General features: G+C 59.8%; 9 protein-coding genes and 1 tRNA gene. 3 read left to right on the forward strand and 7 right to left on the reverse strand.

Going from position 1 to position 11470, the window contains the following annotated elements:
• Window positions 1-78: 78 nt before the first annotated feature.
• From AX760_RS18240 to AX760_RS18250, 3 genes are all read left to right on the forward strand, one after another.
• A tRNA-Met gene (locus AX760_RS18240) sits at window positions 79-155 on the forward strand.
• A gap of 248 nt (window positions 156-403) precedes the next feature.
• Window positions 404-619: a hypothetical protein gene (locus AX760_RS18245; RefSeq protein WP_071834424.1), complete on the forward strand. Its 216-nt coding sequence runs from the start codon at window positions 404-406 to the stop codon at window positions 617-619.
• Between the two features lie 177 nt (window positions 620-796).
• Entirely contained in the window at window positions 797-2164 is a 1368-nt protein-coding gene (locus tag AX760_RS18250) for a hypothetical protein (protein ID WP_071834425.1), read from the forward strand.
• A gap of 6 nt (window positions 2165-2170) precedes the next feature.
• Here the strand turns inward: AX760_RS18250 and AX760_RS18255 are convergent, their stop codons facing one another.
• From AX760_RS18255 to AX760_RS18285, 7 genes are all read right to left on the reverse strand, one after another.
• Entirely contained in the window at window positions 2171-2515 is a 345-nt protein-coding gene (locus tag AX760_RS18255) for a DUF2190 family protein (protein ID WP_071834426.1), read from the reverse strand.
• 2 nt (window positions 2516-2517) lie between these two features.
• Entirely contained in the window at window positions 2518-2730 is a 213-nt protein-coding gene (locus AX760_RS18260; RefSeq protein ID WP_071834427.1) for a phage head-tail joining protein, read from the reverse strand.
• A gap of 2 nt (window positions 2731-2732) precedes the next feature.
• Window positions 2733-4538, reverse strand: a complete 1806-nt coding sequence (locus AX760_RS18265; protein ID WP_071834428.1) for a prohead protease/major capsid protein fusion protein — start codon at window positions 4536-4538, stop codon at window positions 2733-2735.
• On the reverse strand, window positions 4531-5940 hold the full coding sequence (locus AX760_RS18270) for a phage portal protein (protein ID WP_071834429.1): 1410 nt from the start codon (window positions 5938-5940) through the stop codon (window positions 4531-4533). Before AX760_RS18270 ends, AX760_RS18265 begins: the two co-directional genes overlap by 8 nt.
• Window positions 5941-6009: 69 nt before the next feature.
• On the reverse strand, window positions 6010-8679 hold the full coding sequence (locus tag AX760_RS18275) for an N-6 DNA methylase (protein WP_071834430.1): 2670 nt from the start codon (window positions 8677-8679) through the stop codon (window positions 6010-6012).
• A gap of 88 nt (window positions 8680-8767) precedes the next feature.
• On the reverse strand, window positions 8768-10585 hold the full coding sequence (locus tag AX760_RS18280; RefSeq protein WP_071834431.1) for a phage terminase large subunit family protein: 1818 nt from the start codon (window positions 10583-10585) through the stop codon (window positions 8768-8770).
• Window positions 10575-11084 carry a hypothetical protein gene (locus AX760_RS18285; protein WP_071834432.1) on the reverse strand — a complete coding sequence of 170 codons (510 nt, stop codon included), beginning with the start codon at window positions 11082-11084 and terminating at the stop codon, window positions 10575-10577. The genes AX760_RS18280 and AX760_RS18285 overlap by 11 nt, the downstream gene beginning before the upstream one ends.
• Between the last annotated feature and the right edge of the window lie 386 nt (window positions 11085-11470).

The raw sequence follows: 11470 nt of genomic DNA on the forward strand, positions 1-11470 counted from the left end.
TCTTCTCAATACATATAAGGCCAAAAGCCAACATAAAGGCCGCGTCAGCGGCCTTCTTGCATTCGAACATAAAAATAACGCGGGGTGGAGCAGCCCGGTAGCTCGTCAGGCTCATAACCTGAAGGTCGTTGGTTCAAATCCAACTCCCGCAACCAAAAAAGATATCAATATATCAAAGGCTTAGGCCAATTCAGGGCGCCGTATGGGCGCCTTTCTTGCGTTGCAACACAGCGCAACACGTTCCCACAAGATTCCAAAGGCTTACAGCCGTTCCCATTTCCTCCGTGCAACACCCATGCGACACGGGGATCGTGCATGTTCTCGGGACGTTCCTTGTCCGATTGAACTTGATATCCGAGCCAACCAGAGCCGTCATGTCCCCGAAACAACCTCGAGGATCATCATGCCCACGACCAATGACGCAGCGCAGGAGGCATTTCTCGCCGCCAAGACTGACATCGACATGATGCTAGTGCGGCTTGCGGCACACAGCGCCGACCACTTCGAGACAAGCCCCGACGAGATCCATTGGGGCCATGTTGGCACCCTGAACCACTACCGCGCCCGCCTCCGCGAAATCACCAACATGGCGTTCCACGAGGGCGAACACGTGGAGTGATATTGCGGACGCTGTGCGAGCCTGACCGCGACCACGGTTGATGACAGATTCTGCGTTGACGGTGTAGCGTTAATGGCTGATCCTTAAACTATGCTTCCCTTTTCAACCGAATTCCCTGTCCGAGCTAGCCCCAACCGTGCTGCCTTCGTCGCTGAGGTAGTGGGGTGGCTTCGCGGCATGAAGCATCAAACGGTGCTTTCCAGCGGTTCCGAGGCGGATCTCGATGGGGCCAACGTGCATGTGCGATCAGCAATTGGCGAAGAACTCCGAATGCGCGAGCTTCAATCCGCTGATGGCTGGATGGCAATAGGTGCCCGACATGACCTGCCGGACGACTTGGGGCGGGTGTGGCGCACTGAGTGCGTCTTGCGACGAGGAGCAGCGGACGGTGGGCAAGATCTTGTACGTCTTCGCACCCAGTGCATCGCGACCACAGCCGGCGCGAAACTTGAAACCCCAAGAAAGCCTTACCTCATCAAGTCGCTCATCAAGAACGGATGGGGCGGTAAGGACCGACAACTCGAAGTATCAGATCAGCCGATCTGGCTCGCGAACAGCGACGAGGGTCTGTCCACTGCTAGAGCGGTTACACTGGGTGAGGCATCGAAATGGCTCCCGACCGTATATGTTTCGGCGACTGGAACGTCGGCTTGGCTGCTTGGTCAGCGTGAAATCGAAAAGCTGGCCTATGACCTCGGCGGCATTGCGCATGTCGTTGTTGAACCGGATCGTGCCTTTTCGTTTGCCCTCCGGGCGCAAACTGAAGCGAAAAACGCCTACGGCGGCACGTTCGCTTTGTCTGCCCCAGGCCAAGGCATTGTCAGGCGGTATTACGTCGGATGGCAGATCCAAGATGCAATTGAACTGGCGGCAACGATCAGGGAGGCGGCATCAACCCTTCGAAGCCAGATGCCATCGTTTGGTTGGGACTGGACCGAACTACAGGAACAAGCCCTCCGGGCCCAGCGCGCGAACGAAAAGAGCCGGCTAACTGCCGCTGAAAGCGAGCAACTCTATCTTGATGAGATCGACAACCTGCAAGATAGGATAAGGCAACTCGAACAGCAGCTTGTTGCCCGGCCATCTGACAGTGTGGGAACGGACGAGGGCGAGTTTTCGGCCGACAACCTCATTCGGCGTATCGGGCCGGAAATATACTCCGGCGAGGTGTCAGACAGGCTGCGGTTTGCGGCCAAAACAACATTGTCGTTCGCGGAGCAGATAGGCATCGACACAAGGTCGAAGGTCATCCTGCAGCGAATTCTTGATCGACTTCCTGTATCACCCGCTCTTGCTGAGCTTTCCCAAGACCTCGCAAGAGCAACGAAGGACCCCAAGCGCGTTGCCAGTGAACTGATGTCCCTTCTCGCGCGACATGGCTACTTGGAAAAATCGGATAACAAGCATATCCGACTGGAAGCGGACAAGCAGTTCGACGGCCTTGACACGATCACAATTCCGAAGACGCCCAGCGATCATAGAGGACTGACCAATCTGCGAAAGCAGATTGAACGTACACTCGGCATTACCAAGCTCGGTGATTGAAAGGCCTTAAGCTGCCACCGTTCCCACGCCGTCCAGCCGCACCGCAACGCTCGTGAGGCCGTTTCCGGCGGCCTCGATCGCGATCCCCACCGGGAAGCGCCCAGCGCCAGGCAGGTTGATGTTCTTGGCTGTGTTGTCCCATGCGACGCGGGTTCCGACCGAAAGCACAGCAGTGCTGGCCTTGGGCAGTCGGTAGACGCCCTCGGTCGCCACCTCAAGGGCCTCCCCCTCAGCAGCGGAATGGAGTGCAACGCCGAAGAGGCTGCCGACGATCAGCCCGTCACCCGAGGCGATGCCGCCCGCCGCAGCGGGCATGGTGATGACGTGGCCGTTTTGGATGTAGTTTTTCATGGTCAGAGTCCTTTCGAGGATTGGATGCGGACGACGGAAATGCGCTGCGGTCCGGTGCCTGCGATCTGGCGGTTGAGGTCGCCCAGCGCGGCCGCCATTTCCGCATCGGTCGCATAGGTGACCCGCTTGCCGTCGTATTCGACGGTGCGGATGCCCTGATAGCGGGCGGCCATCAGGGCATCGCGCCAGGCGGTCAGTTGCGCGAGGTCGGCCATGCTTATACCCCTGCGTTCTGGAACCAGCCGCGGTGGTCGATGAAGCCTGCGCCGAAGTCCAGGATCACCCGGATTTCTACGCCGTCCACATCCCAGCCCGACCGACTCTCGACCTGCGGACCCTCGTTGCCGGAGAGGTAGGCGAACTCAAGGCCGTCGATCTCGCCGGGGTCTGCGGTGACATACCAGCGGGTGGCGCTGGACAGCCGTGGTTCCACCACCAGAGACATCGCGCCTGAGAAGGGGTTCACGTCGGCGGCTGTGGCGGGCGCGATGGTCGCCAGCCACTTCTCGGCCACGGTCTCCAGCGCGGGCGGGACCAGCAGGTTCTTCGGCGTCACCCGGATGATGCGACCATCGATGCCCTTCTGGGTGCGCAGCGCCAGCCGGGCTGCGGACAGGGTGGCGTCAGAAATCACTGCGCCAGAACCCGCCTTGTTGCCGTGGTCGGCGTGGAACAGTGCCTTGGTGTCCGACAGGGTCGGGCCGTTGCCGCTGTTCGCTTCGAGTAGGGTGACGAGGATCCGGGCCTCGGTTTCGGCAGCACCTTGGCCCATGCGGCGGGCGAGGTCCGAGAAGGCCCCGAGGTCATCGTTCACCAGCACTTGACGGGTGATACCGATTTTCTTAGCCCAAGTCTCGATCTTGTAGGCTTCGCGCGCCTCGGCCATGGTCCCGGCCTTGATCTCGCCGTGCTCGTTCAGCTTTTCCAGAAGCGGGGCCTCGCCCAGCATGATCTTGTTGACCGACCGGAAATCCCGCGCAGTGGTCTGGCGGCCAAGGCGGCGGATGCCAGAAGGGGCTGCCTGGTAGGCATCGCGCAGAACGCGACCTACCGTGTTGCCGAGGATGATGGGGAAGTCCGAGGTGGTGTGCAGCGCCCGGGTGACGAGGGTCGCTGGCGATAGCGCCATGGTGGACTCGCCGCGCAGGGAGAGTAGTTCTTTGGCCATGTCCACCGGCGTGGCGTATGCATAGCGGCGGGCGGGTTCGCTGAGGTCATGGCGCGGGTTGATCCTGGCATACAGGGCTTCGCCCATCTGGCGGGCGCGCAAGGCAGGGTCGTCCTGGCTCTCGCCGATCTCGACTCGCACCTGTTCGGAGCGGATCGTAGGTGCGCTGCGGCTGGCCAGCGCCTCGAAAGCTGCGCGGCGGGCGGTGTCGGCATCGGTGTCGGCATCGATCTGGCCGTCGATCCAGGACTGATCGAGCCCCGCGATGCGGGCCATAGATCGAATCTCGGTGTTTATCGTGGCCCGGGTGCGGGCAGTGTTGTCTTCTGCAACAGTGCTCGGTGTATCTGTCATTATTGTCTCCATGCGAATATGGGCGCCGGGATCGGCGGGTGTGGGCACAAGGGAAATCTCGTGAGGGGTCCAGCGCACTGCGGTCAGCACCCGTGCGCCGTTCTCACTCGTCTCAGCCCACTCCTCGACTGAATAGCCAACCGAGACGTGCCGTAGGATCCCCGACAGGATGTCCTGCCAGAGTGGCTCCACCTCGGGCCGAGCCGAGAACCGGATCACCGCTGTGCCGCGCTGGCCATCGACGGCAGCGGATTGCACGCTGCCCAGCACATCGCGCACGGCGGATTGGCGGTGGGCATCGAGCACGCTGGCCCCTTGCAGGCGGGTCAGGTCCACCGCCTCGGGCGCGAGGCTAAGGCGTTCGATGTATTGCCCAGCCATGTCGCGGCGGCGCACGGGCGCGCCTGTGGACCAGATCACCTCGACGGTGCGCGCATCGCGATCGGCGCTGGCAGGGGCCAGGTCGGCCCGGCGTGTCAGCAGGGTGATGGTGTCATTCATCGGGAATGTCCTCCTTCGCAGCAGGGACTGCACCGAAGCTCAGGCCCAGCGCATCGGTGCGTGCCTTGTCGGCGGCAATCTCGGCATCGACCTGTTCGGCGTCATAGCCCCGTTCGGAAATCGCCTGACGGCGGCTTTTGAGACCAGCGTTGATGGCGAGGATTTCGGCCTCGACGTCCTTCTTGGGATCGACGTAGTCGAACTTCGGCGGCAACCATTCGCAGCCGAGATATGCCGCAGGATCACGGTCGAAGTCCCTCGCGGGCAGATCGCCCGACAGCACCGCCAGCCGCACGAAGCGGTCCCAAACCGGGCGGCAGAAAAGATGCACGACGACGTTGTGCTGCAACTGCTCGACGCGTCGGCGGAACTCGATCAGCCCGGCGCGGATCGAGGAATAGGTCACGCCCTCCAGATCGCCCGAGACCAGTTCATAGGGCAGGCCCATTCCGGCAGCGACGGCGCGCAGGTGGTTCTTGACGAAGGGTCCGTAGGCATCGCTCTCGGTCGGGTTGGAAAAGCGGATATCGGTGCCGGGCGGCAGGGGGATCAGGCTGCCGGGCTCCATGCCCACGGTCAGCGCGCCCGCCGTGTTGGTGCCGGTCAGTCCGCCCGCCGAGCCGTCGGGATCGGTGATGAAGCCGGTGAACAGCGCCGCCACCTTGGCCTTGACTAGCGCCGCATCCTCGAACTGGTCCAACTCGTGCAGGCGCAGTAGCACCGGGGCGAGCCAAGTGATCCCGCGCAACTGGCCAGCGGCGAGCGGCTTGAACAGATGCAGGCAATCGGACGCGGGCAGGCGCAGTGGTTCCAGCCGTCGGGAAGTCAGCGGATCGCCGGGCCGGTCCCGCATCACCCAATAGGCGGTACGCTGTCCCGCGCCGTTGAACTCGATGCCAGCCCGGATGCGCGCGCCGCTACCGATGTCGCGATGCAGGTCCAGTGGCACCTGGTCCCGGTCCAGCAAGTTAATATGCAAGGGAACGGCAGCGGCATCGGGCACTACGCGCAGACGGGCGAAACTCTCGCCACCCTCAATCATCGCGCGCACGGCCATCGCCTGCAGCCCATAGAAATCAGCAAGCCCACCCGGATCGGCATGATCGGTCCAGCGCAGCCAGAGCACCTGAAGCCGTTCGCGCACGGCCCGGTCGGGATGGGTTGATTGCGGCTTGATCCCCGCGCCGACGACATTGCCCACCAGGCTGTCCACCGCTGCCGCGACCCACGGGTTGTTGCGTGCATACCACCCGGCCCGCCGCGCCGCGGTTGTCGCCCCAGCCAAGATCGCCGTGTTCAGCCCATCAACTGTCCGCTGTCCCTCCCAACGCCGACCACCACCCGCAGCATCGAAGCTACGAGTGCCGGGTCGGGCGAATAGGCGATGGAGCAGGCTGCGCATGCGGGGAGAGTCGCATGGAGGGGTACGGCAAGCTATTATGAATGTTCGGGAGTTATTGGCAACGCAGTATCAAGCAATGCGTGCTTCGCCACCCCATTTGCCCAATTCAGAGAGCTTGAGCCGGATGTTGTCGAAACGCTTGACCGCAGCTGCAATTTTTTTCTGGTGTTCAATGTCAAGCGATCCGTCACTTCTGATCGGCAGTGAAACTGTCAACCCCTTGACTCGAGCTACAAACAGCTTTGCCTCGTAAAGAAACCCACCAGCCGCCACGGCGCTTCTCAGTTGTACAGCCAAAAAGTCCAGATCAATCAAAACGTCAAGCACATCGATAATAATCACGTCGTCAGTAATGCCACAAATTTCATCTCGAACGTAGACCTTCCCAACCGATGCTCCATTCGCGTTGACTGTAACAATAGGCTTATCCTCTATTGTCATTCCGACGCTTTCGAGCCATTCGCGATCTGCACGCCCTTTTTCGATCCGTGAGTCCCTGAAACAGCTAAAAATTGGAACTTCGCCAGGATGCTGGCGAATATCTTGACCGCGCACTCGTGTTCCAGATCTGACATTAAAAAGGGTTTTGTTCGACAGGACAAAATTTGCCATTGGTGCATGCGTCAGGTTGTCTAGCTCCTCCTGCGACGACTTGAGTTCATCAAATACCTCCGAAATTCCCTGCCTGGCTTCGTTAACGAAGTCCATCCGAGATACCGCGCTTTCACGCTCACCTAACTCCACCAACTCATCGTCAGACCAGAAACGCGTCACGTCCCAACGGTCATCAGCAGTGAAATCGTCAGCTGGAGCGATCCGAATGAGCGTGCTGGAGCTTACAAGCGTGTCATCACCATTCGAGAATCCAACGAATGCCGATGCAATATCGTCTAGATCGTTTTCATCTGGTGATGGGATTCTCTGCCAATCCAATGTTTCACCTATTGAACGAGCGATGGCACAAAAAATTGGAGGTCTTGGATCAACCTTTGTGTGCCTTCTTTCAATTACGAGAATATATGTCTTCTGAGAAGTGTTGAAAAACGTGTTCCTAGGCAACTGAATTGAGGCAAGAATATTGCACTCACGAAGCAACGCACTCTTTGGTCGGGGTTCGGTCCGATTAAGCATTCCCAATGGCACGATTATAAATGCCCTGCCTCCTGGCTTCAGTGCGCCTGAAATATACCTAATGAAGAGCGCTTCTACACCCAGACCGCCGTTGTCGTAGTAATCCCTAAGATCGACACCGTTTCTCATCCCCTTCACTTCGGCGATCTCCTTTTTGTAGATCGCACTGCCTTGGGTGACGTAGGGGGGGTTGGTAAGGATCACATCGACAGTGTCTCGCGGTGGATACTCTAGAGAACCGAGCGTGTCGTTTCGGTTGACCACCACAAATGTGTCGGACAGTGACTGGTTGAGTGCAGCAACGGTCACGGCCGGGTTGCGCACCGCTTCCGCCAAGTGGATGAGCATGTTTGCTTTGGCCAGCATATGAAGGTTGAGATCAACATCCAGTCCAATCGTACGAATTCGGCGTTTTGGCTTCCCCGAGACAAACTCGATATTGTCTGGCAGCGCCTCATCGAAGAGAAGTGGCTCGAGAACAAAGCCACCCACTCCAGCAGCAGGATCCAAAACCGTCGCTCCGTCTGGAAGCTTGGACAGTTGCGCCATCCTGATCATGGGGCGAACCACGTTCCGGGGAGTGAAGAACTGTCCAAGTTTCTGCTGCCGCGCCGACCGGCGCAGAAATGTTTCGTATAGTCTCAACTTGAACTCTGGATCAATGGCGGTAAGAGGGCCAAATTTCTTGAACGCGTCGAGAATTTCAAGAAATGTTCGATTGTAACCGGACAGAGTGTCATCAGATTTGTAGAAAGCAAAGCCATTTATGATCGAAGTTGGGGACTTGATATCCACTAGGCCAAGCATGCTCGAAATCGCAGAGTCATTTGTCGGAACATCAATCGGAAACAATTCCTGGAACTTTGGGCGAATAAATTTAACATAATACTCAATTGCAGTCATTCCATGTTTGGATATGAAAGTAGCGGGGTCTTCTAGAAGAAAGTAGAATCGGTACGCCTCCGGGAGCGTTACCGTTGGCAAGTTGTCGGAAAGAAATTTTAATAGAAATAGTTCGACAAATGTAAGCAAGCATTCCTTCGGCTCCGCCTTTGTCGCATGCCAAATTAACTGCCATGTTGTCTCTGCAAGAGGCTTTGGGTCTTTTGTCACACCTGCATCCCCAGCAAGAAGGTTGGATAGAACTGCTGGGTTGAAGTCCCTCTGGTCGTCGAAATATTCAAGTACTTTATTCTTCAGGCTAGCCTTGACATCGATATAGATGTCTTTCGTTCCATCCGATGTAATCCCAATATTGACACCAAGCGCTGCCGCAGCGTAAAGTGCTTGCTCAGCGGAAATTAATTTGTCCTTTTCGGTCTTATGCTTCCCGGGTGCCTTGCTTTCACCCGTACCGACCGGGACAAGATGGTCCAAAACGCGTCGAAGAAATACTCTGTCGGGTTTGGCCGCAATCGGCTTCTTCGGAGCTTTGTAGTGAGCGAACGGGAAATCCACACTTGCCGGGGGCGTTGCGCGGACGCCGACAGAGACCAATTCCTTGACGCTTGTCGCGCCAATGTTGAGCAACTCGAAGTCACCGAATGTGTCTCCCTTTAGACTTCCAGAGGCAAGGTAGCCGCGCTGGATCAGTTCTTCGTTGGCCATGGCGGATCGATTCCAGTGTCGGATTAAGACGATATCGCAATCGCTATCATGGCGATGTGTCTCTGAACAGAGTGAATGCCACGCGTCATCAGCGGCTTAGCCACCGAGAGCGAATTGCTGCACCTTGATCGGCCTTAAATGTGCCTGACAACCCTGTGGTTCTTGCTTGTAACCCCGGCAGCCCCTCTGCTTCCCCATTCAACCGCATGCCCATGCTGATCAACCCATGCAGGGCGGCGTGGGCGTAAACGAAGGTGTCCAGCGCCTCGTTGCGTTCACCGTCGCGCTTGGGTTGCCAAGAGCGGATGGGGCGGCCCTTCTCGAAGCGGGTGACGACGCGTTCCGCGGTCAACTGGCGGAAATAGTCGGCGTCGAGGCGGCGAGGGAAGTGGATCGCGCCAGGGCCGGGTTCGGTCAGTTTCAGACGGGCGTAGACGGCGTCCTTCACGGCATCGACGCCGACGATGAACAGCGGAATCTTGCCCTTGTTGGTGCGGGTGGGGCGGCGCGGCCAGACCGGGATCCCTGGGCCGCCTCGGCCCTTGATTGCCCAGATGCGGCGCGCGAGGCGGGTACGGGAGAACTCGTAGGCCATCTTGGTGTGGTGGCCGCCGGTGTCCACGGCGACGGCGCGCACCGGCAGGTTGCCATAGGTGCCGTTCAGCACGCCGTCGAGATCGGACCAGAGACGCGGGCCAGAGGGGTCGCCCCACAGCACGCGGTAGTCGATCACCCACGCCTCCTCGTCGCGGCCCCAGCCGACGACCTGCACCTCGATCCGGTCGCCCTGCACATCGACGCCCGCCGTCAGGACTGCCACGCCGGGGGCAAGGTCGCTTCCCCAATCCTCACGCCGTGCCATCAGGGGATCGGCAGGGACGGTGTCGCCCGCCTGGTCCTCCCACGACTCGCCCAGCTTGGTGTTCACCCAGACTTGCAAGCGGGCCGGGTCCTTGGCGACGCGCGCATGATCCAGTGCAATTTCGGCCCATGTTTCCCACGGCGAATAAAGCGACGACAGGTGGAACCCCGCCGTGCGGCCATCGCCCAGCGCGGTCGGACGCCATTCGCCAGCGACCAGAAGCCGGGGTTTTTCATGCTCAAGATGCACGCCTCCGCAGGCATCGCAGATCAGATAGGCTGCGTCGCGCTGCCCCTCTGGCCAGCGGATGCGCGCCCATGTGATCGGGGCCATGTCACCGCAATGCTGGCAGGGGACGTGGAAATACCGTTGATCGCTGTCGAGATAGGCCGCCTCTATCCGGGAATGGCCCTTCAAGGTGGGCGTTGAGACCATGTAAATCTTGCGCCGCCCCCTAAACGTCGTGGTACGCTGGATGGCCAGATCGACCGGGTCGCCCTCGCCATCAGCATCGCCGGGGTAGCCGTCCACCTCATCGAGGAACAGATAGCGTACCGGGGTGGATCGCAGGCCCACCGCGCTGTTGGCACCCGTCATCACCAGCTGGCCGCCAGGGAAGGATTTGCGGAACAAACTGTTTCCGGCATCCCGCGACCGGGGCGCAGAGACCAGATCGCGCAACGCAGGTGTGGCCTCGATCAGCGGATCAATCCGCACTGTGGTGTTGCGCCGCACCATGTCGAGCGACGGCATGACGAGCATGGCGATGCCGGGGGCGTTCTGGATGATGTAGCCCAGCCAGTTCAGCCCAGCCTCTGACCCTCCGGTCTGCGCGCCTTTCATCAGCACCACCCGTTCATAGGGGCTGGAGGTGGACAGCGCGTCCATCACCGCCCGCAGATAGGGTGTGCGGTCCGTGCGCCATCGCCCTGGTTCTGCCGAGGTCGGTGGCAGGATGCGATGGCGGTCGGCCCAGTCCGACACCGGGATTGGCGGTTCTGGTCTGATGCCGCGACGCCAGGCGAGGTCTATTTCAGGCACCATCGCCGAAACTCCCCAAGGGCATGTCGGCCAGGTATTCCAAATGCTCGCGCATCATCCGGTCAAGGGCGGCGAAGGTTGCACGCGGATCGGCCCCGACCTCGGCGGCCAGAAGTGGCGCTGTGCGCTGCACCCAAGCCATATGGGCGTCGCGTTCGGCGCGGGCGCGGGCAAACACCGTGCGGGTGGCGGCAACGGTTTCGATCAATTGACCTTGCTCTCGTTCAAAAGCCAGCTTGGCACGCTGCACCTTGACGATTTCATGCATACGCTTCGCCTCAGCCAGCGTGATGCCGCTGCGGGCAGGGGCGACCGTTCCACCCTTGTTGCGGCGAGAGGGATCGAGGTTGTCCTCTATCCATGCCAGGCCCAACGCCACGTCGATCTGGCCATCGCTGCGCACCGGCAGCCCCTCAGCCACCAGTTGCGAGATGCGTCCCTTGGTCAGACCGACGCGTGTGGCGAACGCGGTCTTGGTTTCGGAGGTGTTGAGTTTAGTCAAATTCGCCCCCAGACGCTGGAGGGGTCATGCGCTGTGCTCCCCCGCATACAAATCGGCCCAAAAGGAACCACCGGGTTCCCGGTCCTTGCCAAACTGTCTGTCTTGACGTGTGCGGCCTCGTTGCATCGCCCCCGCAAGACAGCATTGGGTCCGGGTTGCGCCGGTGTGGGTCCGGGTTGGGTCCGGGTTTATGTGCGCTGCAACCCGTTGAAATTGTTGAGTGGGTCCGGGTGGTCCGGGTGGGTCCGGGTCTAATCGCTACCTTTTTATAGCGTGCGCGTTTTCCCCATCCTGAAAAGGTTTCTGGAAAAGACCCGGACCACCCGGACCCACCCGGACCCAGCATTGATTTTGTTGGGTTATTTGAGATGTGCAGACTCGGACCC

It is taken from the genome of Pararhizobium antarcticum, assembly GCF_001885585.1.
GTDB lineage: Bacteria > Pseudomonadota > Alphaproteobacteria > Rhizobiales > Rhizobiaceae > Pararhizobium > Pararhizobium antarcticum.

Bases quoted from the DNA above. Each gene is read 5' to 3' on its own strand.
- AX760_RS18270 (WP_071834429.1), bottom strand. From the start codon at position 5,940: ATGCGCAGCCTGCTCCATCGCCTATTCGCCCGACCCGGCACTCGTAGC.
- AX760_RS18275 (WP_071834430.1), bottom strand. From the start codon at position 8,679: ATGGCCAACGAAGAACTGATCCAGCGCGGCTACCTTGCCTCTGGAAGT.
- AX760_RS18260 (WP_071834427.1), bottom strand. From the start codon at position 2,730: ATGGCCGACCTCGCGCAACTGACCGCCTGGCGCGATGCCCTGATGGCC.
- AX760_RS18255 (WP_071834426.1), bottom strand. From the start codon at position 2,515: ATGAAAAACTACATCCAAAACGGCCACGTCATCACCATGCCCGCTGCG.
- AX760_RS18250 (WP_071834425.1), top strand. From the start codon at position 797: ATGAAGCATCAAACGGTGCTTTCCAGCGGTTCCGAGGCGGATCTCGAT.
- AX760_RS18280 (WP_071834431.1), bottom strand. From the start codon at position 10,585: ATGGTGCCTGAAATAGACCTCGCCTGGCGTCGCGGCATCAGACCAGAA.
- AX760_RS18265 (WP_071834428.1), bottom strand. From the start codon at position 4,538: ATGAATGACACCATCACCCTGCTGACACGCCGGGCCGACCTGGCCCCT.
- AX760_RS18245 (WP_071834424.1), top strand. From the start codon at position 404: ATGCCCACGACCAATGACGCAGCGCAGGAGGCATTTCTCGCCGCCAAG.